Origin of the sequence: Streptomyces sp. NPDC005494 (assembly GCF_042872025.1) — a bacterium.
Classification (GTDB): Bacteria; Actinomycetota; Actinomycetes; order Streptomycetales; family Streptomycetaceae; genus Streptomyces.
The window spans coordinates 127,171-153,490 of record NZ_JBIAJR010000006.1 but is presented as its reverse complement, the minus strand read 5'-3'; the positions used below and the strand labels follow the sequence as shown (position 1 = coordinate 153,490).

The window sequence follows — 26,320 nt, the reverse complement described above, 5'->3', positions numbered from 1 at the left end:
AGGCCCCCTACGGCTTACTGCTTACCGCACTGCAGGGCCAGCTTCTTCTCTTCCTCCGAGAGGCTGGGGCCGGGAGTGGGAGTCGCGTTCGTCTTGGTCCCCTCGGCGGGGGACTTGGCGGAATTGCTGTCGGCCGTCTCGTTCTGGTCCTTGGCGGCGTCCGCCTCGGCGGCGCGGCGCTGCGCGTCCTTCTTGCAGGCGGAGGCCTGGGCTTCGAGCTCGCCGATCTTCTTGCGCGCGTCGGTGATGTTGCCCTCGGCGATGGTCGCTTCGACCTTCTTGCGCTGGTAGGGCGGGAGGTACTTGAGTTCGATCTCGGTGTTCTCCTCGACCTTCGAGAGAGACACCCAGGCGAGGTCCTGGCTGATGCCGCGGAACAGCGCGACGTTGTCGTCCTTCGTGCCCACGTAGAACTGCGTCTGGGTCCAGCGGTAGCCGCCGTACACGCCGCCGCCGATGACGGCGAGCGCCAGCACGATGTAGAACGACCGCTTCAGCCACCTGCGCCCGTTGCGGGGCTTCACGAAGTCGTCGTCGCTGTAGGAGTTGAAGGCGCCGTCCGGACCTGAGCCGTAGCCCATGTCGTCACCGCTGCCGGGAGGGCCGAAGCCCCCGGCCGGAGGAGGCACGGGGCGGCCGAGGCCGGCCGCGCGTCCCGCCGGGGTCTCCATGGCCCGGCCGTCGTTCGCCTGGGCCGCCTGGTTCTCGGCGACGGCGCCGACGACGACGGGGGTGTCGTTGAGCTGCCCGGCCAGGGTGTCGTTGCTGTCGACGTCCAGGACGTCGGCGACGATGCAGGTGATGTTGTCGGGACCGCCGCCGCGCAGGGCGAGCTGGATGAGGTCCTGGATGGTCTCCTGGGGGCCCTGGTAGCTGGCCAGGGTCTCTTCCATCGTCTGGTGGGAGACCACGCCCGAGAGGCCGTCGGAACAGATCAGGTAGCGGTCGCCGGCCCGGACCTCGCGGATGGAGAGATCGGGCTCCACGTGGTCGCCGCTGCCCAGGGCGCGCATCAGCAGGGAGCGCTGCGGGTGTGTGGTGGCCTCTTCCTCGGTGATCCGGCCCTCGTCGACGAGGCGCTGGACCCAGGTGTGGTCCTGGGTGATCTGCGTCAGGACGCCGTCGCGCAGCAGGTAGGCGCGGGAGTCACCGACGTGGACGAGCCCGAGACGCTGACCGGTCCAGAGCAGGGCGGTGAGCGTCGTGCCCATGCCCTCGAGCTGGGGGTCCTCCTCGACCATGACGCGCAGCTGTTCGTTGGCCCGCTGGACCGCCGTGCCGAGCGAGGTGAGGATGTCGGAGCCCGGTACGTCGTCGTCGAGCTGGACGAGGGTGGAGATCACCTCGGAGCTGGCGACCTCGCCGGCCGCCTGGCCGCCCATGCCGTCGGCGATGGCGAGAAGCCGGGGTCCGGCGTAACCGGAGTCCTCGTTGCCTTCCCGGATCATGCCCTTGTGCGATCCGGCGGCGAAGCGCAGGGACAAGCTCATGCGCACCTCGCCCGTCGGTTCGGGGTACAGCCGGTCTCGAGCCACACTGCCCACCCTCCGGTCGGGAGCCGGGCGGGGTCCTTCGTCAGGGCCGCCGAGGCTCGCTCGCTCCGCTCGCTCATTGTCGTACTACTTCCGCAGCTCGATGACGGTCTTGCCGATGCGGATCGGCGCGCCCAGCGGAACAGGTGTCGGGGTGGTGAGCCGGGTCCGGTCGAGATAGGTGCCGTTGGTGGACCCGAGATCCTCGACGATCCACTGGCCGTCACGGTCCGGGTAGATCCTGGCATGCCTGCTGGACGCGTAGTCGTCATCCAGCACGATCGTTGAATCGTGCGCCCGGCCCAGGGTGATGGTCTGCCCCTGGAGCGTGACAGTGGTGCCCGTGAGTGTGCCCTCGGAGACGACCAGCTTGGTGGGCGCCCCGCGCCGCTGGCGCCCGGACTGCTGGCGCTGCTGAGGCGGCGCCGCCTGTTGCTGGCGCGCCTGCTGCGGGCGGGCGTCACCGGCAGTGCGGCGAGAGCCGCGCTGCGTGACACGCGTACCGAACAGGTCGCTTCTGATGACCTGGACGGCCACGATTACGAATAGCCACAGAACAGCCAGGAAACCTAGCCGCATGACCGTCAGGGTCAGCTCTGACATTGCCCCCGCTTCACCCTTCGGCTTGCCGGTAAACGATGGTGGTGCTGCCCACGACGATCCGCGAGCCGTCGCGGAGCGTAGCGCGGGTGGTGTGCTGCCCGTCCACCACGATGCCGTTGGTGGACCCGAGGTCCTGGATCGTCGAGGGCGTTCCGGTCCGGATCTCACAGTGCCGGCGGGATACACCGGGGTCGTCGATCCGCACGTCGGCGTCGGTGCTTCGTCCCATCACCAACGTCGGGCGGGAGATCTGATGGCGGGTGCCGTTGATCTCGATCCAGCGCCGTACCTGCGCGTCCGGCATGGGGCCGGACGCGGCCGGCTGGCGCCAGTCGCTGGAAGGGCCTCCGGGCCGCCCGGATCCCGGCGGCGGTGCCGCGGGCATGGGAGGAGCGGAGGTGGGAGGGTAGCCGTACCCACCCTGCCCCTGGGGGCCGGGCCGGTTCGGCTGGGCGTGAGGAGCGGGGCCGCTCTGGTGCCCCTGCTGCTGTGACGAACTCGACGCCAAGGTCCGGCTGCGCACGCGGTAGAGACCCGTGTCCAGGTCGTCCGCCTTCTCCAGGTGAACCTTGATCGGGCCCATGAAGGTGTAGCGCTGCTGCTTGGCGTAGTCGCGTACGAGGCCGGCCAGCTCGTCACCCAGCTGTCCGGAGTACGGGCTGAGGCGCTCGAAGTCGGGGGTGCTGAGCTCGACGATGAAGTCGTTGGGCACCACGGTCCGTTCGCGGTTCCAGATCGTCGCGTTGTTGTCGCACTCGCGCTGGAGAGCTCCGGCGATCTCGACCGGCTGCACCTCGGACTTGAAGACCTTGGCGAAGGTGCCGTTGACCAGACCTTCGAGACGCTGCTCGAAACGCTTCATGACTCCCATGGGGCACCTCCTCCGGTGTCGTCATCCCTGTACTGCTTACTGATCGTATCCACGCGTCGGGAAATCGGCTGGTTCCCCTTGTCTGCACAGTGGATGAGTGTCACCTCTCACACGGATCGTAGAGGTGGCCTCCTGACAGTGTCCCGCACTCCGGGTGCACTCAGGAGGAGTGGGGCCGGGCTTCCCGCGTTCCCGGTTCCCTCCGTGGGTCCCGCGAAACAACGGATGTGAATCCACCCTGTCCAGCGTGCTAATCTTCCGTTTGTCGCCAGGCGCTCGCACCACACGGTGGGAGAGCTTGAAAGCACCACTCTTGCGCGAGTGGCGGAACGGCAGACGCGCTGGCTTCAGGTGCCAGTGTCCTTAGGGACGTGGGGGTTCAAATCCCCCCTCGCGCACAACGGGCAGTTGCTGCAACTGTCAGGTTGGTTCGACAGAACCCCCGCACTGGATCTCATCCGGTGCGGGGGTTCTTCGTTGTGTGAATTTGTCTGTATGTCCTCTGCGCGGTCGGCGTGGCTCGTGCGGCTGTGGGAATCACCGGTCGGCGCGTGGCCTGTCGAGTTGCTGTGAATCCGGAGCGCCGTTGCCGGCGGGGCCGGACGGGTGCGGACGGGTCTGCGCGGCGTTGCGTCCGGGGGAGTGCGCTTGAGGCTGTGGCTGTGAGGCCGGTTGGGGTGGAGGGTGCCTCTTGATGAGAGGGCCGCCCGCGGTGGTCTGCTGCCTCTGTTTCACGTGAAACGTCGGATGCATGCCGAAAGGGGCGTTCAGGCGCCAGAGGTGCGCTCGGTGCGCCGGGCGCGGCGGCGGAGTGAGTCGCTTTGCTCCTCGGGTGGCGCGGGGCGTTCCTGCGTGCGGAGCTGTCGGCTGCCCAGGCGGCGCCCGCGGGTGGTGCGAAGCGCTTGGCGGCTGTCCGGTTGTGCCCGCTGGCGGCGTGGGGAACTGTCAGGCGGCGAAGCGTGCGGCCAGCGCCTTGGCCTTCTCCGCCGCGTCGTCGAACGCCTTGGCGCGGGACGCGTCCGCGAGCGGAATGAGTTCGGCCATCTCCGGCTTCGAATGGGCCAGCGTCAACTCCGGCACGATGAAGTCGACTTCGGCTCCCAGCATGCCCGTCAGGACCTTCTCCAGATAGTTCTGGACGAACTCGAAGTCCTCGCGCGGGGTGCCAGGCGCGTACGAACCGCCGCGGCTCGCCACGACCGTGACGGGCGTGCCGGCGACGGGACCGTCAGGGCCGGAGTTGTGGCCGACGATGATCACCTGATCCAGCCACGCCTTCAGGGTGGACGGGATCGAGAAGTTGTACATCGGTGCCCCGATGAGCACTGCGTCCGCGTCCGTCAGCTCGGAGGCCAGTTCCCCGCGCAGCGCGTCGTCGGCGCCGGCGGCCACGGCGGAGGCGTCCAGGTGCGGCAGAGGATCAGCTGCGAGGTCGCGATACACGACGCGTCCCTCCGGGTGCTGCTCGCGCCATGCCGTGACGAACGCGGCGGTGACCTCACGGGAAACGGAGCCCTGGGGGAATACGGCGGAATCGAGGTGGAGGAGCGTGGCCATGGTGATCTCCAGATGAATCGGACTGACGGCCCGGAGCGGATCGCAGGAGCCGTGAAGCTGACGTGGAGGGCTGTTTGATTTGTACGTAGCTATTAATAACACAGTTGCTTACTAAAAATAAGCCCCTCACGGTGACGCAGTACCCTGGTGCCATGGCGGATCACAGCGAGCAGGCCTGTCGGCGGGTCGACGTGGGCATCACCCGCGTCTTCGAGCTGTTCGGGAAGCGCTGGACCGGCCCGATCGTGTCGGTGCTCATGCAGCAGCCCGTCCACTTCGCGGATCTGCGCCGGGCGATTCCAGGCATCAGCGAACGCATGCTGTCGGACCGCCTCACCGAGCTGGGTGCGGCCGGTCTCGTGCTGCGCGAGGTGGACGAAGGGCCGCCGCTGCGTGTGTCCTACAGCCTCACCGAGGCCGGGACCGCCATGGGGCCTGCCCTCGCGGAGCTCGGCAAGTGGGCGAACTCGTACCTGAGGGACCCGGGCGGCGCCTGCTGATCGGCCACGCCAGGCAGGGCAGCGGCCGGACGAGGGTGTGCGTGAACGGCCCTGGGGGCCGGCTTCATTCGTCGGCCGTGTCGTACCGCAGCATCAGGGCGACGGTCGGCCGGTGACCCGCCGGGCGGCGCAGGTCACGGGGGTGTTCTTGCCCGCCCCACCTGGTTGTCCACAGGCTGCCCCGGTAGTTGTCCACAGGGGACGACGGCTGCGGCAGGACAGTTGTACGGTCGTCCGAAGTTGATGTCGGTCGGACGGAACGGCTGGACAAGGGCGGGGGAGGCGGCGCTCCATGGGCGAAGTCAGGACGACGGTGCCGGAACAACGGGCAGCGGGGGACGGGCGCATCCCGGTGGTGCCCGGCTTCGCGCCGCGGGTGCCCGCAGGGGCGCGGCAGACAGGACCCGCTCCGGTCTCCCCCAAGGATGCCGGCAAGGCCCTGCGGCGTAAGGTCCCCAGGTCTTCGCACAGTTCACTGGTCCTGCCCGCCGGCCGGCCGGACGCGGTGCGGGCCGTCGAGGAGTCGAACCAGGGCCGGGTGCCCGGTCTGACGCCCATCCGGGTGGGGCGCATGGCTGCGACGCCGTTCGCGTTCCTGCGCGGGGCGGCCGGGTTGATGGCCCATGACCTGATGGGCACGCCGGTCACGGGTGTAGGTGCCCAGCTCTGCGGCGACGCGCACGCGGCCAACTTCGGTCTGTACGGCGACGCGCGCGGCAGCCTGGTCATCGATCTCAACGACTTCGACGAGACCGTCTTCGGCCCGTGGGAGTGGGACCTCAAGCGGCTCGCCACCTCGCTGGTCCTCGCGGGCCGTGGAGTGGGGGCGGACGAGGCGACGTGCCGACAGGCTGCCTACGACACCGTCGGCGCGTACAGGCGCACGATGCGTCTTCTGGCCGGGCTGTCGGCGCTTGACGCGTGGAACGCGATCGCCGACGAGGAACTCGTCTCCCACACGGACGCGCGTGACCTGCTGGGGACTCTGGAGCGGGTCTCGGCCAAGGCACGCAACAACACGAGCGCCCGATTCGCGGCCAGGTCCACGGAGGTCTGCGAGGACGGCGGCCGTCGCTTCGTGGACGCTGTGCCCGTACTGCGCAGGGTGCCCGATGCGGAGGCCGCAGCGGTTGCGGCAGGGCTCGAGGGCTACCTCGGGACGATCTCGGAGGACAGGGTTCCGCTGCTGGCTCGCTACGCGATCCACGACGTCGCCTTCCGGGTGGTCGGCACCGGAAGCGTGGGGACCCGGTCGTACGTGGTGCTGCTCCTGGATCACCGAGGCGAGCCGCTGGTCCTGCAGGTCAAGGAAGCCCGTCCTTCAGCCCTGGCGCCGTACCTTCCGCAGGCCGGCTTCGACGTTCCCGATGTCGTGCACGAAGGGCGCCGGGTGGTGCTCGGGCAGAAACGGATGCAGGTCGTCAGTGACATGTTGCTCGGCTGGGCCGAGGTCGACGGCAGGCCGTATCAGGTGCGCCAGTTCAGGAATCGCAAGGGGAGCGTGGATCCGGCCGCACTCTCGGCCGACCAGGTCGACGACTACGGGCGGATGACCGGGGCGTTGCTGGCGCGGGCCCACGCGCACAGCGCCGACCCCCGGCTGCTGGCCGGCTACTGCGGAAAGAACGCGGAGCTGGACTCGGCGGTGGCCGACTTCGCCGTGACGTACGCGGACAGGACCGAGGCGGATCATGCCGAGCTCGTCCGGGCCGTCCGAAACGGACGAATAGCCGCCGAGCTCGGCGTCTGAGCGGTTTCGTGTCCGCCGCGTGTCCTCACAGGTCGGGCATGGCCATACGCTGGACGGGTGACCCACGAAGCCGCCGGGGTGCCGACCACCCGGAACGACGAAAACCGGCAGGACCAGGACCAGGACCGGCAGGACCAGGACCAGGACCGGCAGGAACAGCCGCAGCATGCGCAGGGAACGCCGGAGGCGACCCAGGGTGATCTGCGGTCAGGGCCTGCCGCGGGTGACGGGGCCGGTGAGCCGAACTCGGACGCAGCCGGTGAGGCGGGGACTGGTGGCGCACCGACCGGTGAGGCGGGCGCGCCCCGGCCGGAGGAGCGGCTCGCGAAAGCTGTCCGCGTGGCCGAGCAGGCACTGATCGAGTTCGAGATCGCGGTCGAGACCTTCCGGGTCGAGGTGGAGAACTTCTCCCGGCTGCACCACCAGAAGCTCGGCCCGATGTACGCGCGCCTGGACGAGCTCGATGCGCAGATCGCGGAGGCGCGGGCCGCGAGGACCGGTGATCCGGAGGATGTGCGCAAGGCTCAGGAGGCGCGCGCGATCGTGATGCCTATGCCGGGCGTCGACGAGCTCTTCCACGACTGGATGGACTCGGACGGGCTCTCGCCCGAGGCATCGGCCATGCTCACCGAACAGCCCGTCCGGCCGCCGAAGCGGGTCAGGCCGAGCGAGGAGGCGCGCAAGCTCTATCGGGAGCTGGCCCGCCAGGCCCATCCGGACCTGGCGCCGGACGAGAAGGAGCGGACGCGGCGGGACGAGTTCATCGCTCGTGTCAACGCGGCCTACGGGCGTGGCGACGTGGCCCTGCTGAGGGAACTGTCCACCGAGTGGGAGGCAGGGCCGGTGGCGCCGCAGCTGAGGCTGAGCGAGAGCGAGGAGCTCTATGCGCGGCTGGAGTGGCTCACCCGGCGTAAGGAACTGCTCACGGTCCTGGCGCAGGAGCTGGAGGGGAGTGCCATCGGTTCGATGCTGCGGATGGCGCCTGAGGACCCCGACCGGCTGCTGGACGACATCGGCGAGCAGCTTCTGGCGACGGTGGCAGAGCGTGAGGCGGAGCTCGCGGGCCTGGTGCAGTAGCGTTTCCGACAGCCCTGGCGCGTATCTGCGACAGCCCTGGCGTGTATCTACGAGAGAAGGCATGACCCATGAATTTCGCTCCGCTGCCCTCGGTTGATGCCGCGGCGGTTCCGTCGGACGGCTTCGTGCTGGATGTCCGGGAGAACGACGAGTGGGCGGCCGGGCATGTCGAGGGCGCGCTGCACATTCCTATGAGCGACTTCGTGAACCGTTTCGGCGAGCTGACCGAGGCGGCCGACGACGGTCGGCGTGTGCACGTGATGTGCCGGGTGGGCGGTCGGTCCGCCCAGGTCACCCAGTACCTGGTGCAGCAGGGCATCGATGCCGTGAACATCGATGGCGGCATGCTGGCCTGGGACGGTGCAGGCCGTCCGATGGTCACGGACACCGGGAACGCGGCTTTCGTCCTCTGACGGACGGCCAGACGGTCAGACAGCGAGACGGACCGACGGTCGACGGTCGACGGACCGACAGACCGAGTGACCGACCGTCGGTCCACCGGGGCCGCCTGGCCGTCTCGCCGTGGGTGCCCGGCCGTTGGTCACTCGATCCGTCGGTCACTCGGTCACTCGGCCTGTCGGTCCTTCGGTCCGTTGGTCACTCGGTCCGTCGGTCACTCGATCCGTCGGTCACTCGGTCTGTCCAGACGGGCCCACGGGCGGGTGGTCAGGCGGGCGGGTGGTGCCCCCCTGATGCCGACGGGAGGCACACCAGAGACGGGTACAGGCCCGTGCGGCCGCAGCGGCGTCTCTTCGGCCCTTATGTCCGAGGCCGCGTCTCGGGCGTCGGAGGGCGCACCCGCCCGAGAGGTTCGCTCTTGCCGGGCCTGCCTCACGGGCGAGCTTCCACGGGCGAGGCCGTGGGGTGCCGCCCGTGATGCCCGGCGGTGGTGAAGCCGTCAGCGGTCGAAGTCGATCTCCACTTCCGGTGTGACGGGGTGCGACTGGCAGGCGAGCACGAAGCCGGCTCCTGTCTCCTCAGGTTCCAGGGCGAAATTGCGGTCCATCCTGACCTCGCCCGCGACCAGGAAGGCCCGGCAGGTTCCGCACACTCCCCCCTTGCAGGCGTAGGGAGCGTCCGCGCGGCTTCTCAGCACGGTGTCCAGCAGGGATTCGCCCGCCGCCACCGGCCAGCTCCCCGACCTGCCGTCGAGGGTCGCCGTCAGCGTGCTCTCCGCAGGGGCGTCCCCTCTGGCGGCAGGCGTCCGTGCCGCACCCTCGTCGGCGACGTGGAAGATCTCCTGGTGGATGCGTGAGCGGTCGGCGCCGAGTTCACGGAGCGCGCCCTCGGCCGCCTTGACCAGCCCGAGTGGCCCGCACAGGAACCAGCCGTCCACGTCGGGCACGGACAGCAGCGCGGGCAGCAGCCCTGTGAGGCGCTCGCGATCCAGCCGACCGGAGGGGAGCCCGGCTGCCTGCTCCTCACGGGACAGTGCGGTGACCAATTGGAACCGGTCCGGATAGCGGTCCTTCAGCTCTGCCACCTCGTCGAGGAACATCGTCGAGGCCGCCGTACGGTCGCTGCGGATCAGGCAGAAGCGCGCCTGAGGCTCCCGCGCCAGGAGCGTCGACGCGATCGACAGCACCGGTGTGATTCCGCTGCCGCCGACGATCGCGGCAAAGTGCCCGGGACGCGGGTCGAGGATGAAACGGCCCATCGGGGCCATCGCCTCCACCTGGTCTCCGACGGCCAGCTCCTTGAGGGCATAAGTGGAGAACGCTCCACCGTCGACCATGCGAATGCCCACCCGCAGGGCGGGATCGGCCGGCGGTCGCGCCGCTGGTGCACAGATCGAGTACGACCGCCGGATCTCCTCGCCGTCGGTCCGGTAGCGCACATTCAGGTGCTGGCCGGGCCTGTGCCGGAAGGTCTCGCGCAACTCTGGGGGCACGGCGAAGGTGACAGCGACCGCGTCGTCCGTGATCCGTTCGATCGCGCTGACCCGGAGCGGATGGAACATCTACAACTCCTTGAAGTGATCGAAGGGTTCGCGGCAGGCCACGCAGCGGCGCAGTGCCTTGCACGCCGTCGAGGAGAACTGGCTCAGCAACTCCGTGTCCGTGGAGCCGCAGTGGGGACAGCGGACCGAGAGCGTGAGCGGAACCGGTCCGCCCGCTCGGCCTCCGGGCCGTGGCGGCGCTATCCCGAACTCCGCGAGTTTGCGGCGTCCTTCGTCACTGATGTCGTCCGTCGACCATGCCGGGGCGAGCACGGTGACCACGGACACCTCTTCGACACCGTGGGCGCGCAGGACGCGCTCGATGTCGCTGGACATGGCTTCGATGGCGGGACATCCGGTGTAGGTGGGGGTGAGCCGCACAGTGACCCTGTCCCGCCCGTCCGCCCGCACTTCGCGGAGCACACCGAGCTCGTCGAGGGTGAGAACCGGGAACTCGGGATCGGGCACGGATCCCGCCAGCCGGTGGAGCTCCGCTTCCAGTGGGGTCTCGGTCACCATGACGCCCCCGGGTGGCTGCGGTGCAGGTGCTGCATCTCGGCGAGCATGCGCCCGAACGGCTCCGTGTGCAGACCCTGCCGCCCCGCTCCGGCCGTCCAGGCGCCTGCCTGCGGACCCGACGGGACGGTGAGGGTGGCCCGCTCCACCACGGAGGTCACAGCGGCCAGCCAACCGTCGCTCAGGGAGCGGTGATCGACATCGATGCCCTCGACGGGCTCGAACAGCTCGCCGGTGAACCTCCACAGCGCGTCCAGAGCGCGCTGTGTGCGTTCATGGCTCTCCGGGGTGCCGTCACCGAGTCGCAGGATCCACTGTTCCGCGTGGTCGCGGTGGTAGGCCACTTCCTTGACGGCCTTCGCCGCGAGATCCGCGAACTCGCCCTCCCCGGCCGCCAACTGCTCGTACAGCAGGTGCTGGTACACGGAGAAGTAGAGCTGGCGGACGATGGTGTGAGCGAAGTCGCCGTTCGGCTGCTCCACCAACTGCACGTTGCGGAAAGCGCGCTCCTCGCGCAGAAAGGCCAGCTCGTCCTCGTCCCCCACGAACGAGAACAGCATCCGGGCCTGTCCCAGGAGATCCAGGGCGATGTTGGCCAGAGCCACCTCCTCCTCCAGGACGGGAGCGTGACCGGCCCACTCCCCCAGGCGGTGCGAGAGCACCAGTGCGTCGTCGCCGAGGGCGAGGGCAGCGCTCACAGGTGCTTCACCCCTTCCGGGATCTCGTAGAAAGTGGGGTGGCGATAGGGCTTGTCACCGGCGGGCTCGAAGAACGAGTCCTTCTCGTCGGGCGAGGAAGCGGTGATCTCCGTCGAGGGAACCACCCAGATGGAGACACCTTCCGAGCGCCGGGTGTACAGGTCGCGTGCGTTGCGCAGGGCCATCTCGGCGTCCGGCGCGTGCAGGCTGCCGGCGTGGGTGTGGGACAGACCGCGCCGGGAGCGCACGAACACCTCCCACAGGGGCCAGTCGGTCGAGCTGGTCATGCGGTGGCCTCCACTGGCTGGGCGGCCGGTCCGGCTGTGCCGGGCCGTGCCGCGTGCTTGTCCGCGTATGCCGCTGCCGCCTCGCGGACCCAGGCGCCCTCTTCGTGAGCCGTGCGCCGCTGGGCGAGCCGCTGTTCGTTGCAGGGGCCGTTGCCCTTGAGGACCTCCTGGAACTCCGTCCAGTCGATCGCGCCGTAGTCGTGCTGCCCGAGCTCCTCGTTCCACCGGATGTCCGGATCGGGGAGCGTGAGGCCCAGGGCCTGGGCCTGGGGGACGCAGATGTCCACGAAGCGCCGGCGCAGCTCGTCGTTGGAATGCCGCTTGATCTTCCAGGCCATCGACTGCGCCGAGTGCGCCGACGCGTCGTCGGGCGGGCCGAACATCATCAGCGACGGCCACCACCAGCGGTTCACCGCGTCCTGTGCCATCTCGTGCTGGGCAGGCGTGCCCCGGCTGAGGGCGAGAAGCAGTTCGTACCCCTGGCGCTGGTGAAAGGACTCCTCCTTGCAGATCCGGACCATCGCGCGGGCGTACGGGCCGTAGGAGCAGCGGCAGAGCGGCACCTGGTTGGTGATCGCGGCGCCGTCCACAAGCCAGCCGATCGCTCCGACGTCCGCCCAGGTCAGCGTCGGGTAGTTGAAGATCGAGGAGTAGCGCTGGCGGCCGGCGTGCAGTTTGTCGAGCATCTCCTCGCGGCTGGTCCCCAGCGTTTCCGCCGCGCTGTACAGATACAGCCCGTGCCCCGCTTCGTCCTGGACCTTCGCCATCAGGATCGCCTTGCGGCGGAGCGAAGGCGCCCGCGTGATCCAGTTGGCCTCGGGCTGCATGCCGATGATCTCGGAATGTGCGTGCTGCGCCATCTGGCGGACGAGCGAGGCCCTGTACGCGTCGGGCATCCAGTCTCGCGGCTCGATGCGGTCGTCGGCGGCCACGGCGGCGTCGAACACCGCCAGGCGTGCCACATCCGCCGCATCCGCGGTGCCTGCCGTCCTCTGCGTCGTCTGGTCCGCAGTCACTGCCGCCATCCCGGGCTCCCTACCGACCGATCGTTCGGTTCCTTGACTTCAATGGTGGGTCGCAGGCCCGTAGGGTGTCAACCCTGTGGATAACTGAGCGGTGATCGACGGCGATCGGGGCGGGATGGACGCGGACCGCGGTGGGCGCACCGAAAACGAGAAAACCGCCTGGCCCGGCGTGACGAGCCGCCCGTACGCCGATCAGGACGAGAGGGCCGCGCCGGTAGGCATACCGGACGCCCGGACCGGCGCTCCGGGCCCTCCGGCCGCCGAGACGCCGCCGGGCGCCGCCGAAGGTCACGGCCCGGCCTTCCTCCCGGGCGGCGGTATGGCGGCTCTCCCGCTTCCGTACCAGGTGGTCGCGGCCCTGGCCCTGTCCGTCATCGGGCTGCTGGCGGTGGGGCATCTGGCCGTGATCTTTCTGCACGTCGCACCGTCCAACACGCTGACGAAGCAGCACGGCGAGGTGGTGGACGACTGGGTCTACCCCGAGTTCGAGCAGAACTGGAAGCTCTTCGCTCCCAATCCGCTCCAGCAGAACATCTCCGTCCACGCCCGCGCCGAGGTGTGGGGGGCCGAGGGCCGCACCACCACACGATGGATCGATCTGTCGCAGCAGGACGGCGAGGCGATACGCGGCAACCTCCTCCCCAGCCATGTGGACCAGAACGAACTCCGACGCGCCTGGGACTTCTACACCGCCTCGCACGACGGCGAGAACCGCCCCAACGGCCTGCGCGGAGAGCTGTCCGAGCGCTACATCCGCCGCATCGTGATGCTGCGCCTCCTCGAAGGCGGCCACGGCGGCACGGTCGAGCGCATCCAGGTGCGGTCCGCCGTCCGGTCGGTCGGCGCTCCTGCGTGGAGCGACGAGAAGATCAGCACCCGACCGGACTACCGGGTACTCCCGTGGTGGACCGTCACGCCCTCCGATCTCCCGGATACGCCGGGCGCGGATCGGACATCCAGGGCACAGGGCGGGCAGGCCGGGAAATGAGCGCATCCGCACAGTTCCGGAATGAGGTCGGAGCCCGCCGCCGTTCGCTCGCCGAGGCCGTCCAGCACATCACCGCTTCGCCGCTCGGTGCCCACCAGAGCGCCGTGGTGCGGATCGGTGTCTCCGCCACGTATCTGCTGTTCCTGCTGCGCGAGCTGCCGCACCGGCACGAGTTGTACGGCCCGGACAGCCCGTGGCGCTGGGACATGGCCCGTCGGCTCATCAGCAACAACGACGCCTTCACCGCCCTCATGTGGTCGGACAGCAGGCTCTGGTTCGAGACCGTCTACGCGCTGACGCTCATCTCGGCCGCGCTGCTGATGGCCGGCTGGCGGACCCGTGCGACCTCCGTGCTGTTCATGGCCGGTGTGCTCTCCCTGCAGAACCGCAGCATCTTCATGGGAGACGGCGGCGACAACGTCATCCACCTGATGGCGATCTACCTGATGCTGACGCGCTGCGCGCGCGTGTGGTCCCTGGACGCGCGCCGTGCCGCACGAAACGCCGCGTGGCACTCGGAAGGCGGCGGACGCCCCCGGGACATCGCTGGGCCGGTCCTGTGGGTGGTGCTGGGGGCCTTCCTCCTGCCCGCCTCGCTGACGGGAGGCCTCGGCGGCACGTGGTGGCTGCCGTCCCTGCTGTGGGTCCTGTGGCTGGGGAACGGAGCCTGGTGGGCGGCGAACAGGTACGCGCCGGACCGCGAGCTGCAGGCGCTCTTCGACGTGGTGGCCAACCTCGCCCACAACGCGGCATTGCTCGTGATCATGGCCGAGGTCTGTCTGATCTACGCGACCGCCGGCTGGTACAAGATCCAGGGCTCCCGCTGGCAGGACGGGACAGCTCTCTACTACCCGCTCAAGCTGGACTACTTCACGCCGTGGCCCGAGCTCTCAGGCATCCTCGCGTCCAGCGCGATGGCGGTCCTGGTGCTGACGTACGCCACGGTGATCGTGCAGGTCGCCTTCCCGTTCACGCTGTTCAACCGGCGCGTCAAGAACGTCCTGCTGGTCCTCATGATCGGTGAGCACGCGGGGATCGCCGTTCTGCTGGGGCTTCCCTTCTTCTCGATGGCGATGATCGCCGCGGACGCCGTCTTCCTGCCGACGGTCTTCCTGGTGTGGGTCGGACGGAAAGTGACCCTCGGCCGGCAGCGGCTCCTCTCGGGCGCGGCGGGCAAGCTGCGTGTTCCGGGCCAGCGGCGGGCGGAGGCCGGCGAGGAGGAGGCCCCGCGCAGCGATGACGGCAGTGGCCATACGCTCGTCAGGTGAGCAGCGAGACCGGCAGTACAGAAGAGCCCAGGGCGACAGCGGCCTCCGATCCGTCCGCGGAACCCGTCCAGTACGACGACGGATACGGCGAACCGGTCGGAGTGGGGCCGCACCCGCGGCCGTGGCCCGAGGGGGAGCGCTACGACCCCGAGCTCCTCGCGGCGGGTGACCGGCGCAACGTGGGGGACGCCTACCGGTACTGGACGCGGGAGGCCATCGTCGCCGACCTCGATCTGCGACGGCACGACTTCCACGTGGCGGTGGAGAACTGGGGCCACGACTTCAACATCGGCTCGGTGGTACGCACAGCCAACGCCTTCCTCGCGAAGGAGATCCACATCGTGGGTCGCCGCCGCTGGAACCGCCGCGGCGCGATGGTCACCGACCGTTACCAGCATGTCCGTCACCACCCCGACACGGCTGATCTGACGGCCTGGGCGGAAGCGGAGGGACTGCCGATCATCGGGATCGACAACCTTCCCGGTGCCGTCCCTCTGGAGCGCACGGAACTGCCGCGCCGGTGTGTGCTCCTGTTCGGCCAGGAGGGGCCCGGGCTGACGGAGGAAGCCCGCCGACACGCTGCCATGGTGTGCTCGATCGCGCAGTTCGGCTCCACGCGGTCGATCAACGCGGGAGCGGCTGCCGCCATCGCGATGCATGCCTGGGTGCAGCGGTACGCGGACATCCCGGATCCCCGGACACCGTGACGGGCGGGCGAGCGCGGTGCCCGACGGCCCGGGCGCGGTGATCGACGGGGCCCGCGCGTGGTCACCGGTGGAGCGGAAGCCCGCTCCACCGGGTCTGTACCCGCCCGCCGGAGAGCCCGCGTCTCAGGCCTGGCGGCGCACCTCCACCACGCGGAAGCGGTTGGAGACGAACGCCCCGTCGCAGAGCGCCGCGTTCGCCGCCGGGTTGCCGCCGGATCCGTGGAAGTCGGAGAAGGCCGCCGTCTGGTTGACGTAGACGCCGCCGGTGAGGTTCAGCGAGAGCTGAGCCGACTCGTCGAAGCAGACGTCCTCGACCGCGCGTTCCACCTCGGGGGATGTGGTGTACGCGCCGACGGTCATGGCGCCCTTCTCGCGGACTGTACGGCGCAGCAGACCCAAGGCGTCGGCGGTCGAGTCGACGGCGACCGCGAACGCGACCGGGCCGAAGCACTCCGACAGGTAGGGAGCGCCGTCGTCGGGCTTGGAGCCGTCCAGTTTGACCAGGACAGGGGTGCGCACGACGGCGTCGGGATAGTCGGGGTTCGTCACCGGGCGTGAAGCGAGGGCGACATCACCGAGGGCCGCGGCCCCGTCCAGGCGCGCCTTCACGTCCGGGTTGACCAGGGCACCCAGCAGGCCGTTGGCCCGGGCGTCGTCGCCGAGGAGGCCGTTCACCGCCTCCGCGATGTCCGTCACGACGTCCTCGTAGGACCTGGGGCCCGCGTCGGTCGTGATGCCGTCGCGCGGGATGAGCAGGTTCTGCGGGGTCGTGCACATCTGGCCGCTGTAGAGCGAGAGTGAGAAGGCCAGGTTGGAGAGCATGCCCCGGTAGTCGTCGGTGGAATCGAGGACGACCGTGTTGACGCCGGCCTTCTCCGTGTAGACCTGGGCCTGGCGGGCGTTGGTCTCCAGCCACTCACCGAAAGCGGTGGAACCCGTGTAGTCGATGATCTTGATCTCGGGCCGTACCGCAAGGGTCTTGGCGATGCCCTCGCCGGGCCGTTCGGCCGCAAGCGCGACCAGATTCGGGTCGAAGCCCGCCTCGGAGAGCACCTCGCGGGCCAGCTGGACGGTGAGCGCCAGCGGCAGCACAGCCCGTGGGTGCGGCTTGACGAGCACGGGGTTGCCGGTCGCGAGCGAGGCGAAGAGGCCCGGGTAGCCGTTCCACGTGGGGAAGGTGTTGCAGCCGATCAGGAGCGAGACCCCCCGCCCTGCCGCCGTGAACGACTTACGTAGCTGGAGCGGGTCGCGCTTGCCCTGCGGCTTCGACCAGTCGGCGGACTGCGGGGTGCGGGTCTGCTCCTGGTAGGCGTACGCCACCGCCTCCAGGCCACGGTCCTGGGCGTGCGGGCCGCCCGCCTGGAACGCCATGACGAACGCCTGCCCGCTCGTGTGCATCACGGCGTGGGCGAGCTCGTGGGTGCGAGCGCTGATCCGGGCGAGGATCTCCAGACACACGAGCGCCCTCGTCTCGGGCCCCGCCGCACGCCAGGACGCCACGCCCGCGCTCATCGCGGGCAGCAGGACGTCCGGATCGCAGTGCGGATACTCGACGCCCAGCTCCGGCCCGTACGGCGAGACCTCCCCGCCGGTCCAGCCGTCGGTGCCGGGCTGGCCGAGATCCAGCCGGGTACCGAGGACGGCCTCGAACGCGGCCTTGCCCTCTGCGGCTCCGAGGCTGCCGGCGAGCCCGCCCTCGCCGTAGGCCTTCGGGTGCTCAGGATGGGGGGACCAGTAGGCGCGTGTGCGGATCGCGTCGAGGGCTTGGTCGAGCGTCGTGCGATGGGTGTCGGACAGCTTCTCAGGGGAAAGCGCGGCGGCCATGACGGACCAACTCCTCGTCGAGCTGGGCAGGGATGTGCGGACGGAGTTAGAGTAACCGAACGATCGGTCGGGACAAGGGGCCCCAAGGAACCTGTGGACAACTCATGGGGGAGGATCGCGTTCATGACCACGGCCAAGCGGGACACGTACACCCCGGAGACACTCCTCAGCGTTGCCGTCCGTGTGTTCAACGAGCGCGGTTACGACGGCACGTCCATGGAGCACCTCTCCAAGGCGGCGGGCATCTCCAAGTCCTCCATCTACCACCACGTGGCGGGCAAGGAGGAGCTGCTCAGGCGTGCGGTGAGCCGGGCCATCGACGGTCTGTTCGGCATCCTCGACGAAGCGGGGGCGATACAGGGACGGGCGATCGCCCGGGTCGAGTACGTCACGCGCCGCACGGTCGAGGTGCTCATGGACGAGCTGCCCTACGTCACGCTGCTGCTGCGCGTACGCGGCAACACCACGACGGAGCGCTGGGCCCTGGAACGGCGGCGTGAGTTCGACCAGAGGGTGTCCGATCTGCTCAAGGCGGCGGTGGCCGAGGGTGACCTGCGCGCCGACGTGGACATACGTCTGGCGACCAGGCTGCTCTTCGGCATGGTGAATTCCCTGGTCGAGTGGTACCGGCCGCAGCCGGGCGGTTCCGCGGAGGCGGATCAGCTCGCCGACACGGTCGTGCAGCTCGCCTTCGAGGGCATGCGAGCCGGTTGATTCCCGGCGCCTCAGGCGAGCTCGGAGGGGCGGTCCGGGCGCGGGCCCAGGTCGGTCTCCTCGAACACCAGCAGGGTGCGGGTGGAGAGCACCTCAGGTATGGCCTGGATCCGGGTCAGGACCAGTTCGCGCAGCGCCTGGTTGTCAGGGGTGTGCACAAGCAGCAGGACGTCGAAGTCGCCGCTGACCAGCGCGATGTGGGTGGCGCCCGGCAACGCCTGGAGCTCTTCGCGCACAGTGCGCCAGGAGTTCTGGACGATCTTGAGCGTGATGTAGGCGGAGGCGGCCTGCCCCGCCCGTTCGTGGTTCACGCGTGCGCTGAAACCACGGATGACGCCGTCCTCGACGAGGCGGTTGATCCTGGCGTAGGCGTTGGCCCTCGACACGTGGACGCGTTCGGCGACCGCCCGTATCGAGGCCCGGCCATCCGTCCGGAGGATGCGCAGGATCGCGCGGTCGGTGGAGTCCAGCGGGCGTGGAGGCGGAGTGCGGACCGGCTCCCCGCTCCGGTCGGCCATTTGTTCAGCTGCCATCTGCCCGCGCCTCCCTGTTGTGGACGACCTGCCTCTATCTCAGGCTGTGGATAACCGTTTGTCCACAGGCTGAAGGTGCCTGTAGCCAAATTGCGCCCGCGACCGAACAATCGGTAGGTGAGGCACACCACACCGGTGCCCACCCACGTCCGGACATCCCCGCAGATATCGACACCCCTCGTTCCCACCCGATGCCAGGAGGTGCTTGTCATGACGGTCCAAGAGCTGCCCGGCGCAGCCGCCTACCGGCCCACGCCGCCCCCGGCCTGGAAGCCGCTCACCGACCCCGCGCCGCTGCTCCCGGACCCCGAGCCGTACCGGGTGCTCGGTACGGACGCCGCGGCCGACGCCGATCCCGAGCTGCTTCTGCGGCTCTACGCAGAGCTGGTGCGCGGCCGGCGGTACAACGCGCAGGCCACCGCCCTGACCAAGCAGGGCAGGCTCGCGGTGTACCCCTCCAGCACCGGTCAGGAGGCGTGCGAGATCGCGGCGGCGCTCGTCCTGGAGGACCGTGACTGGCTCTTCCCCAGCTATCGCGACACCCTTGCCGCGGTGGCGCGTGGCTTGGACCCGGTCCAGGCGCTGACCTTGCTGCGGGGGGACCGGCACACCGGGTACGACCCGCGGGAACACCGCATCGCCCCGCTCTGCACACCGCTGGCCACACAGTTGCCGCACGCCGTCGGACTGGCGCACGCGGCTCGTATCAAGGGCGACGACGTGGTCGCACTCGCGATGGTCGGTGACGGCGGCACCAGTGAGGGCGACTTCCACGAAGCACTGAATTTCGCGGCCGTGTGGAAGGCGCCGGTCGTCTTCCTCGTACAGAACAACGGCTTCGCGATCTCCGTCCCGCTGGCCAAGCAGACGGCTGCGCCGTCCCTCGCGCACAAGGCCGTGGGATACGGGATGCCGGGACGGCTGGTCGACGGCAACGACGCGGCGGCGACGCACCAGGTGCTGAGCGAGGCCGTGGCGCGGGCCAGGCGTGGTGAAGGACCGACGCTGGTCGAAGCCGTCACGTACCGCATGGACGCCCATACGAACGCGGACGACGCCACGCGGTACCGCGTCGACAGCGAGGTGGAGACGTGGCGCGCCCACGACCCGATCAGCCTTCTCGAAAGGGAACTGACCGGGCGAGGGCTGCTGGACGAGGACGGTGTGGAGAAGGTGCGGGAAGCGGCGGAGCGGATGGCGGCGGGTCTGCGTGAGCAGATGAACGCGGATCCGGTACTCGACCCGATGGACCTGTTCACCCATGTCTACGGGGAGCAGACCGAGCAGCTGCGTGAGCAGGCCGCGCGGCTGCGCACCGAGCTCGACGCGGAAGCCGCCGGGCACGACGAGACCGGTGCGGAGGGCGGCCGATGAGCACGGTTGCGGCGGCGCCCGGCGATCGGACGGACCGCGCCAGGCCCGCCACGATGGCGCAGGCTCTCGGCCGCGCCTTGCGCGACGCGATGGCGCAGGACCCGTCGGTGCATGTCCTCGGCGAGGACGTGGGCACGCTCGGCGGAGTCTTCCGTGTCACCGACGGGCTGGCGAAGGAGTTCGGCGACGAGCGCTGCACGGACACCCCGCTGGCCGAGGCGGGGATCCTCGGTGCGGCCGTGGGCATGGCGATGTACGGCCTGCGTCCTGTCGTGGAGATGCAGTTCGACGCCTTCGCCTATCCGGCGTTCGAGCAGCTGGTCAGTCATGTCGCCAAGATGCGGAACCGCACCGGGGGCGCCATGCCGTTGCCGATCACGGTGCGGGTGCCGTACGGCGGCGGTATCGGCGGGGTCGAGCACCACAGCGACTCCTCGGAGGCCTACTACATGGCGACTCCCGGTCTGCACGTCGTCATGCCGGCCACGGTCGAGGACGCCTACGGTCTGTTGAGGGAGGCGATCGCCTCCGACGATCCTGTGGTCTTCCTGGAGCCGAAGCGCCTCTACTGGTCCAAGGCCGACTGGTCGCCGGACGCGCCGGTCGCGGTCGAGCCGATCGGACGAGCCGTGGTCCGGCGCCCCGGCCGCAGCGCGACCCTCATCACCTACGGTCCCTCCCTCCCGGTGTGCCTGGAAGCCGCCGAGGCGGCGACGGCCGAGGGCTGGGATCTCGAGGTGGTCGACCTGCGTTCGCTGGTGCCGTTCGACGACGAGACGGTGACCGCGTCGGTCCGGCGCACCGGACGTGCGGTGGTCGTCCATGAGTCGTCGGGGTTCGGCGGCCCTGGCGGCGAGATCGCGGCGCGGGTCACCGAGCGGTGCTTCCACCATCTGGAGGCGCCGGTCCTGCGCGTCGCGGGCTTCGACATCCCTTATCCGCCGCCCATGCAGGAGCGGCACCATCTGCCGGGTGTGGACCGGGTGCTCGACGCGGTCGCCCGTCTTCAGTGGGAGGCCGAGAGCTGATGGCGCAGGTGCTCGAATTCAAGCTGCCGGACCTCGGGGAAGGGCTGACCGAGGCCGAGATCGTGCGCTGGCTGGTGGAGGTCGGCGACGTCGTGGCGATCGACCAGCCGGTCGTCGAGGTGGAGACGGCCAAGGCCATGGTCGAGGTGCCGTGCCCGTACGGGGGCGTGGTGACGGCCAGATTCGGGGCGGAGGGCACGGAGCTGCCGGTCGGTGCACCGCTGCTGACGGTGGCGGTCGGGTCGGTCGAGCCGGTGACGGGGGACGCGGAGGCCGGAGCGCGCTCCGACGCGGACACGGGCGCCGGATCGCGAGCTGACGCGGACAGGAGCGGCGGGACGTCCGGCAACGTGCTGGTCGGGTACGGCACGGGCGCACCGGTCGCCCGGCGCCGACGGGTACGGCCCGCGCCGATGTCGACACCGGGCACGGCTTCTCGGGGCGCGACGTCTCCGGGCGGGACGTCGTCGGACGCGCCGTCCGGAAAGGCGGAGCTCACTGCGGCTGCCGAGCGTGCCTCCGCTCCCGGTGCGGCGCTGACCCAGGGTCCTGTCGCCGTCATCTCCCCGCTGGTGCGGAAGCTGGCGCGTCAACACGGTCTCGATCTCCGGCAGATCGTCGGCACGGGACGGAACGGGCTGATTCTGCGTACCGACGTGGAGTCCGCGATCAGTGCCATGGACGAGGAGCGCACGGCCGAAGCGGCACCGGCCGAAGCGGCATCGGTGGCCGGGCATGTGCGGGACACGGCGGAGGAGCGCATCCCGCTGCGTGGGGTGAGGGGGGCTGTCGCGGAGAAGCTGGCGCGCAGCCGGCGGGAGATTCCGGATGCCACGTGCTGGGTGGACGCCGACGCCACCGAACTGATGGCGGCACGAGCCGCGATGAACGCCGCCGACGGCAAGGCCACAGAGCCGAAGGTGTCGGTGCTGGCCCTGCTGGCACGTATCTGCACCGCCGCTCTCGCCCGCTTCCCCGAGCTCAACTCCCGGGTGGACACCGAGGCCCGGGAGATCGTGCGGCTGTCCGGGGTACATCTGGGATTCGCCGCGCAGACGGACCGAGGCCTGGTCGTCCCGGTCGTCAGGGACGCGCATACGCGTAGTACGGAGTCGATCGGCGCGGAGATCGCCCGGCTGACCGAGGCGGCGCGCGACGGGAAGCTGACCCCGGCGCAGCTCACGGGCGGGACGTTCACGCTGAACAACTACGGGGTGTTCGGCGTGGACGGTTCGACGCCGATCATCAACCACCCGGAGGCGGCGATGCTCGGAGTCGGGCGGATCGTGGCCAAGCCCTGGGTGCACGAGGGCGAGCTGGCGGTCCGCCAGGTAGTCCAGCTCTCGCTCACCTTCGATCACCGGGTCTGTGACGGCGGCACGGCGGGTGGCTTCCTGCGGTACGTGGCCGACTGCGTGGAGCAACCGGCGGTGCTGTTGCGCTCCCTGTGACGGAGGCGGTTCGGCGCTGGGCAACGGCCCGGCGCTGGGCAACGGGCCGGTGCTGGGCAACGCGGCGGCGAGGGGCAACGGTTCGGTGCCGGGACAACGCGGCGGCGAGGGGCAACGGGCCGCTGCCGGGCAACGCGGCGGGAAGGACGCGGGCCGGGTCCGTCCCGTCGGCCTCGGACGCGGGCCTGTGCGGGCAGCCCCCTCCGGTCAGAACGGGCCCGGGCCCGGTCCGTGACTTCGGTCCCCCGGGGATCGTCGTGAGCGGACGGCCCGCATACTCGGGGCATGACCGCGTATGACGCCATCGTCCTGGCCGGCGGGGCCGCGAAACGCCTCGGGGGAGCCGACAAACCAGGGCTCCGGGTGGGTGGCCGCGCGCTGCTCGACCGGGTGCTCGCCGTTTGTGCCGACGCCGGATCCACCGTGGTGGTCGGTGGGCGCAGACCCACGGCGCGGCCGGTCTCCTGGACGCGAGAAGTGCCGCAGGGCGGAGGGCCATTGGCCGCTCTCGGAGCCGGGGTCCGGCACACGCGTGCGGAGAGCGTGCTGGTGCTGTCCGCGGATCTGCCGTTCCTCGGTGAGGCGACCGTGCGCTCGTTGCTGGAGGCGAGCCGGGCCGAAGGCCGTGAAGGCGCCCTGTGTGTCGATCCGGACGGCCGGGACCAGCCGCTGGTCGCGGCGTACCGAGCCGAGCCGCTGCGCCGCGAGCTCGCCCTCCTGGCCACCGAGCACGGCAGCCTGGCCGGCCTTCCGCTGCGGTTGCTCACGGCCGAACTGGACCTGGCCCGGGTCGAGGCGGGGCCCCTCGCTTCGTTCGACTGCGACACCTGGGAGGACATTGGTGCCGCCAGGGCGCGGATCAGGGAGCATGGGACCGTGCTGGACGAATGGATCACCGCAGTCAAGACCGAACTGGGCATCGAACTCGACGTCGACACCGGCGTCCTGCTCGACCTCGCCCGTGATGCCGCCCACGGCGTCGCCAGGCCTGCCGCGCCGCTGACCACCTTCCTGGTGGGGTACGCCGCGGCGAAGGCAAGCAGCGGCCTGAGCCCGGAGGCCGCAGCCGAGGCAGTGGCGGACGCCTCTCGCAAGGCCACGGCCCTCGCGCTCCGGTGGGAGGAGGAAACGGGGGCGGGCAGCGGCCCCGGCACGCCATGACGGCTGACGGAGGCGAGGCCCGGGCAGCGGCTGCCGCGGCCGAGGTCCGGCGTGCCACCGAGGCGGAGCGGGCGGCTGAGGAGGAGCGCGCGGTCGAACAGGCGCTGGCTCTGGTCGGGCGTCAGCCGCAAACCGCTCGTTCCACGCCGGACCGGCCTGGAACGGCAAGCCCGGCCTCTTCGCCCACGCCACGGGACTCGGGCGTGCGTATGAGCACTCCCCCAGGCCCCGCGTCCTCCGACGAGGAGACACCGGGGCCCGCGTCTCCTGGCCCCGCGCCCTCCGGCCCGGCGTCCGGCCCGGCAACCCTGGGTCCTTCTGCAACCTCACGCCCCGCGTCGGCCGGCCCCGCGTCGGCCGGCCCCGCGTCGGGCCGCCCCGCGTCTCCCGGTCCCAGGGCTTCGGGTTCGTCCCAGGGCGCGGCGGCTCCTGGGCCTGCTGCTCACAGCAGCGAGGCCTCCGGCACTCCCGGCATCCCTGGCGCCTCCGGCGCCTCTAACACCTCCGACGCTCGCGGTACCCACCGCACCTCTCATAGCCACAGCACTCCCGAGCCGTCGCCGGCCGGCGGTTCTGCCTCCTCCACGCACTCCCACCGCACCGCGGCCACGGCCTGGTCCCGTGCGCGCGGCCTGGCTGGTGCCCTCGGCCGCGAGGCGCCTCTCGCGGCCCATCGGCTCCCCCTGAACCGGGCCCTCGGGCATGTGCTGGCCGAGGCGGTCGTAGCTCTCACCGACCTTCCCTCCTTCGACACCTCGGCCATGGACGGCTGGGTCGTCGCCGGGCCGGGGCCGTGGGCCGCAGCGCAGGCCGAAGGCCTGCTCGCCGGGCGTGGCGCCGTGTCACCGCTGCCGGACGGGGAAGCGCTACGGATCGCCACGGGTGCCCGCATCCCGGCGGAGGCGACCGCCGTGATCCGCAGCGAGCACGCGCACTTCGACGAGGTCAGAGGGCTGCTGCACGCGACTCGCGAGGTGGTTCCTGGGCAGGACATCCGGCCCCGGGCCCAGGAGTGCCGTTCCGGCGACGAGCTGCTGCCCGTCGGGACGGTGGTGACCCCGCCCGTGCTCGGGCTGGCGGCTGCCGCCGGGTACGACGCGCTCGTCGTCGTACCGCGCCCACGCGTGGACATTTTCGTTCTCGGGGACGAGCTGCTCACGGCGGGGTTGCCGCACGAGGGGCTGATCCGGGATGCGCTCGGCCCCATGCTCGGCCCCTGGCTTCAGGCCCTGGGTGCGGAGGTCGCCGAACCCCGGCGCCTCGGAGATGATGCCGCGGCACTTCATGACGCTCTCGTCTCCTCCGACGCCGACCTCATCCTCACCACGGGCGGGACCGCCGCCGGCCCGGTGGACCACGTCCACCCGGTTCTGGCGAGGATCGGAGCCGAGCTGCTGGTCGACGGTGTGGCCGTACGCCCCGGCCATCCGATGCTTCTGGCCAGGCTCGCCGGGGGCGGCCCTTGTCTGGTGGGCCTGCCGGGTAATCCGCTGGCCGCGGTCTCCGGACTGCTCACGCTGGCGGAACCTCTGCTCAGAGGGCTCGCGGGCCGGGCTGCCCAGAACCCGTATCGCACGCCCGTCCATCAAGAGGTGCACGGACATCCGCACGACACGCGACTCGTCCCTGTAGTCCACCGCGACGACAAGGTTGTGCCCTTGCATTACAACGGCCCCGCGATGCTTCGTGGGATCGCCGCCGCCGACGGGCTGGCCGTGGTGCCGCCCGGCGGGGTACGGTCCGGCACCGAGGTGGAGATCCTCGATCTACCGTGGGCCTCGGCGACGCCCTGGACGGAAGGGTGTTTCACGTGAAACTTCCCGGCCACGACGCGATGGCCAGGCGCGCAGACGAGAACGTCGTACCCACCCGGGTGCTGCTTCCGCGCAGGGTGGTGGACAGACCGCTGCGCCAGGTGGCCAAGCGACTTGCGATGGCTCTCACGGTTCTGGCCACCACCGTCTTCATCGTCTGGGCCGACCGGGACGGGTACTACGACAACGCCGACGAGAAGGTCGACTTCCTCGACGCCGTCTACTACGCGACGGTGACCCTCTCGACGACCGGGTACGGCGACATCGTCCCGCAGAGTGACCCGGCCCGGCTCGTCAACGTGGTGCTGGTGACGCCGCTGCGCGTGCTCTTCCTGATCATCCTGGTCGGCACCACCCTCGAGGTCCTGACGGAACGGACCCGGGAGGACTTCCGGCTGAACCGTTGGAGAACCAACTTGCGTGAACACACCGTTGTCGTCGGCTTCGGCACGAAGGGCCGTTCGGCGATTCAGACGCTCTGCGCGACGGGTCTGAAGAAAGAACAGATCGTCATCGTTGATCCGGCCGGCAAAGTGATCGAAGCGGCCAATAGCGAAGGCTTCGTGGGTGTGCTGGGAGACGCGACGCGCAGTGACGTGCTGTTGCGTGCCGAGGTCCAGAAGGCGCGTCAGATCATCATCGCCACGCAACGCGACGACACCGCCGTACTGGTGGCACTGACCGCGCGTCAGCTCAACAAGGGCGCCAAGATCGTGGCGGCCGTGCGCGAGGAGGAGAACGCGCCCCTGTTGCGGCAGTCCGGAGCGGACGCCGTCATCACCAGTGCGAGTGCGGCGGGACGGCTCCTGGGCCTCTCCGTCCTCAGCCCGAGCGCGGGCACGGTGATGGAGGATCTGATCCAGCAGGGCAGTGGACTCGACCTCGTCGAACGGCCGGTCATAAAGGCCGAGGTGGGCAAGAACGTCCGGGAGACCGACGACCTCGTGGTCAGCGTGCTGCGCGGCCACCGGCTGCTCGGCTACGACGATCCGGCAGCCAGCCCTCTGCAGCTGACGGACCGGGTGATCACGATCGTGCGTGCCTCACCGCTCCACGCGTCGCCTACAGGGCTCCCTCAGGGTCCCAACCAGCGTCACTAGGGT

At 70.2% G+C, this 26,320-nt stretch carries 25 protein-coding genes and 1 tRNA gene; 15 read left to right on the top strand and 11 right to left on the bottom strand.

Translation table 11 applies throughout. The annotated features are described in order from the left end of the window. Nucleotides 1-14: 14 nt before the first annotated feature. From ACFYQ6_RS19300 to ACFYQ6_RS19290, 3 genes are all read right to left on the bottom strand, one after another. Nucleotides 15-1,490: a Stp1/IreP family PP2C-type Ser/Thr phosphatase gene (locus ACFYQ6_RS19300; RefSeq protein ID WP_361579129.1), complete on the bottom strand. Its 1,476-nt coding sequence runs from the start codon at nucleotides 1,488-1,490 to the stop codon at nucleotides 15-17. Nucleotides 1,491-1,619: 129 nt separating this feature from the next. Then, on the bottom strand, nucleotides 1,620-2,135 hold the full coding sequence (locus ACFYQ6_RS19295) for an FHA domain-containing protein (RefSeq protein ID WP_145808189.1): 516 nt from the start codon (nucleotides 2,133-2,135) through the stop codon (nucleotides 1,620-1,622). Between the two features lie 10 nt (nucleotides 2,136-2,145). Next, entirely contained in the window at nucleotides 2,146-3,006 is an 861-nt protein-coding gene (locus ACFYQ6_RS19290; protein WP_361579126.1) for a DUF3662 and FHA domain-containing protein, read from the bottom strand. Nucleotides 3,007-3,321: 315 nt separating this feature from the next. Between ACFYQ6_RS19290 and ACFYQ6_RS19285 the strand changes: the two genes are divergently transcribed. Further along, a tRNA-Leu gene (locus tag ACFYQ6_RS19285) sits at nucleotides 3,322-3,404 on the top strand. Nucleotides 3,405-3,951: 547 nt separating this feature from the next. Here ACFYQ6_RS19285 and ACFYQ6_RS19280 read toward each other — a convergent pair. Continuing rightward, a complete protein-coding gene (locus tag ACFYQ6_RS19280; RefSeq protein WP_361579124.1) occupies nucleotides 3,952-4,563 on the bottom strand; it encodes an NAD(P)H-dependent oxidoreductase in 612 nt (203 codons plus the stop codon). Nucleotides 4,564-4,715: 152 nt separating this feature from the next. On the opposite strand from ACFYQ6_RS19280, the gene ACFYQ6_RS19275 reads away from it, so the two are divergent. The 4 genes from ACFYQ6_RS19275 (at nucleotide 4,716) to ACFYQ6_RS19260 (ending at nucleotide 8,303) form a co-directional block, all read left to right on the top strand. Beyond that, nucleotides 4,716-5,063: a helix-turn-helix domain-containing protein gene (locus ACFYQ6_RS19275; RefSeq protein ID WP_361579122.1), complete on the top strand. Its 348-nt coding sequence runs from the start codon at nucleotides 4,716-4,718 to the stop codon at nucleotides 5,061-5,063. 292 nt (nucleotides 5,064-5,355) lie between these two features. Then, complete coding sequence (locus ACFYQ6_RS19270) at nucleotides 5,356-6,813, top strand: DUF2252 domain-containing protein (RefSeq protein WP_388763946.1); 1,458 nt, start codon at nucleotides 5,356-5,358, stop codon at nucleotides 6,811-6,813. 57 nt (nucleotides 6,814-6,870) lie between these two features. Then, the gene (locus ACFYQ6_RS19265) at nucleotides 6,871-7,890 is read left to right on the top strand and encodes a J domain-containing protein (protein WP_388763944.1); all 1,020 of its coding nucleotides are present in this window, start codon (nucleotides 6,871-6,873) and stop codon (nucleotides 7,888-7,890) included. Between the two features lie 68 nt (nucleotides 7,891-7,958). Then, on the top strand, nucleotides 7,959-8,303 hold the full coding sequence (locus ACFYQ6_RS19260; RefSeq protein WP_361579116.1) for a rhodanese-like domain-containing protein: 345 nt from the start codon (nucleotides 7,959-7,961) through the stop codon (nucleotides 8,301-8,303). Nucleotides 8,304-8,788: 485 nt separating this feature from the next. Here ACFYQ6_RS19260 and ACFYQ6_RS19255 read toward each other — a convergent pair whose 3' ends face one another. From ACFYQ6_RS19255 to paaA, 5 genes are read right to left on the bottom strand one after another with little or no spacing between them, the layout of a single operon-like run. Continuing rightward, the gene (locus tag ACFYQ6_RS19255) at nucleotides 8,789-9,850 is read right to left on the bottom strand and encodes a 2Fe-2S iron-sulfur cluster-binding protein (protein WP_361579114.1); all 1,062 of its coding nucleotides are present in this window, start codon (nucleotides 9,848-9,850) and stop codon (nucleotides 8,789-8,791) included. Beyond that, a complete protein-coding gene (gene paaD, locus ACFYQ6_RS19250) occupies nucleotides 9,851-10,348 on the bottom strand; it encodes a 1,2-phenylacetyl-CoA epoxidase subunit PaaD (RefSeq protein ID WP_388763941.1) in 498 nt (165 codons plus the stop codon). Further along, the gene (gene paaC, locus ACFYQ6_RS19245; protein WP_361579110.1) at nucleotides 10,342-11,043 is read right to left on the bottom strand and encodes a 1,2-phenylacetyl-CoA epoxidase subunit PaaC; all 702 of its coding nucleotides are present in this window, start codon (nucleotides 11,041-11,043) and stop codon (nucleotides 10,342-10,344) included. Before paaC ends, paaD begins: the two co-directional genes overlap by 7 nt. Continuing rightward, nucleotides 11,040-11,330, bottom strand: coding sequence for a 1,2-phenylacetyl-CoA epoxidase subunit PaaB (paaB, locus tag ACFYQ6_RS19240; RefSeq protein ID WP_356742022.1), 291 nt, complete (start codon nucleotides 11,328-11,330; stop codon nucleotides 11,040-11,042). The genes paaC and paaB overlap by 4 nt, the downstream gene beginning before the upstream one ends. Further along, nucleotides 11,327-12,355 (bottom strand): 1,2-phenylacetyl-CoA epoxidase subunit PaaA, encoded by a 1,029-nt coding sequence (paaA, locus tag ACFYQ6_RS19235; protein ID WP_361579107.1) that lies wholly within the window; start codon nucleotides 12,353-12,355, stop codon nucleotides 11,327-11,329. The genes paaB and paaA overlap by 4 nt, the downstream gene beginning before the upstream one ends. Before the next feature lie 115 nt (nucleotides 12,356-12,470). Between paaA and ACFYQ6_RS19230 the strand changes: the two genes are divergently transcribed. From ACFYQ6_RS19230 to ACFYQ6_RS19220, 3 genes are read left to right on the top strand one after another with little or no spacing between them, the layout of a single operon-like run. Next, on the top strand, nucleotides 12,471-13,343 hold the full coding sequence (locus ACFYQ6_RS19230) for a DUF5819 family protein (RefSeq protein ID WP_388764182.1): 873 nt from the start codon (nucleotides 12,471-12,473) through the stop codon (nucleotides 13,341-13,343). Further along, nucleotides 13,340-14,611 carry an HTTM domain-containing protein gene (locus ACFYQ6_RS19225; protein WP_361579105.1) on the top strand — a complete coding sequence of 424 codons (1,272 nt, stop codon included), beginning with the start codon at nucleotides 13,340-13,342 and terminating at the stop codon, nucleotides 14,609-14,611. Before ACFYQ6_RS19230 ends, ACFYQ6_RS19225 begins: the two co-directional genes overlap by 4 nt. Further along, on the top strand, nucleotides 14,608-15,318 hold the full coding sequence (locus ACFYQ6_RS19220; protein WP_361579103.1) for a TrmH family RNA methyltransferase: 711 nt from the start codon (nucleotides 14,608-14,610) through the stop codon (nucleotides 15,316-15,318). Before ACFYQ6_RS19225 ends, ACFYQ6_RS19220 begins: the two co-directional genes overlap by 4 nt. A gap of 123 nt (nucleotides 15,319-15,441) precedes the next feature. On the opposite strand, the gene paaN is transcribed toward ACFYQ6_RS19220, so the two are convergent. Beyond that, nucleotides 15,442-17,142 carry a phenylacetic acid degradation protein PaaN gene (paaN, locus tag ACFYQ6_RS19215; protein ID WP_388763938.1) on the bottom strand — a complete coding sequence of 567 codons (1,701 nt, stop codon included), beginning with the start codon at nucleotides 17,140-17,142 and terminating at the stop codon, nucleotides 15,442-15,444. Nucleotides 17,143-17,265: 123 nt separating this feature from the next. Here paaN and ACFYQ6_RS19210 point away from each other — a divergent pair, with 123 nt between their 5' ends. Then, complete coding sequence (locus ACFYQ6_RS19210) at nucleotides 17,266-17,856, top strand: TetR/AcrR family transcriptional regulator (RefSeq protein ID WP_388763937.1); 591 nt, start codon at nucleotides 17,266-17,268, stop codon at nucleotides 17,854-17,856. An 11-nt stretch (nucleotides 17,857-17,867) separates the two neighbouring features. On the opposite strand, the gene ACFYQ6_RS19205 is transcribed toward ACFYQ6_RS19210, so the two are convergent. Next, entirely contained in the window at nucleotides 17,868-18,389 is a 522-nt protein-coding gene (locus ACFYQ6_RS19205; protein ID WP_388763935.1) for an Lrp/AsnC family transcriptional regulator, read from the bottom strand. Between the two features lie 210 nt (nucleotides 18,390-18,599). Here ACFYQ6_RS19205 and pdhA point away from each other — a divergent pair, with 210 nt between their 5' ends. From pdhA to ACFYQ6_RS19175, 6 genes are all read left to right on the top strand, one after another. Then, nucleotides 18,600-19,763 carry a pyruvate dehydrogenase (acetyl-transferring) E1 component subunit alpha gene (gene pdhA / locus ACFYQ6_RS19200; protein WP_361579094.1) on the top strand — a complete coding sequence of 388 codons (1,164 nt, stop codon included), beginning with the start codon at nucleotides 18,600-18,602 and terminating at the stop codon, nucleotides 19,761-19,763. Then, complete coding sequence (locus ACFYQ6_RS19195; RefSeq protein ID WP_361579092.1) at nucleotides 19,760-20,791, top strand: alpha-ketoacid dehydrogenase subunit beta; 1,032 nt, start codon at nucleotides 19,760-19,762, stop codon at nucleotides 20,789-20,791. The genes pdhA and ACFYQ6_RS19195 overlap by 4 nt, the downstream gene beginning before the upstream one ends. Beyond that, a complete protein-coding gene (locus ACFYQ6_RS19190) occupies nucleotides 20,791-22,242 on the top strand; it encodes a dihydrolipoamide acetyltransferase family protein (protein ID WP_388763932.1) in 1,452 nt (483 codons plus the stop codon). The genes ACFYQ6_RS19195 and ACFYQ6_RS19190 overlap by 1 nt, the downstream gene beginning before the upstream one ends. Before the next feature lie 285 nt (nucleotides 22,243-22,527). Next, nucleotides 22,528-23,403 (top strand): NTP transferase domain-containing protein, encoded by an 876-nt coding sequence (locus ACFYQ6_RS19185; RefSeq protein ID WP_356742036.1) that lies wholly within the window; start codon nucleotides 22,528-22,530, stop codon nucleotides 23,401-23,403. Nucleotides 23,404-23,612: 209 nt separating this feature from the next. Further along, nucleotides 23,613-25,217, top strand: a complete 1,605-nt coding sequence (locus ACFYQ6_RS19180; protein ID WP_388763931.1) for a molybdopterin-binding protein — start codon at nucleotides 23,613-23,615, stop codon at nucleotides 25,215-25,217. Beyond that, entirely contained in the window at nucleotides 25,175-26,317 is a 1,143-nt protein-coding gene (locus tag ACFYQ6_RS19175; RefSeq protein WP_361579085.1) for a potassium channel family protein, read from the top strand. The genes ACFYQ6_RS19180 and ACFYQ6_RS19175 overlap by 43 nt, the downstream gene beginning before the upstream one ends. The last annotated feature ends 3 nt before the right edge of the window (nucleotides 26,318-26,320 follow it).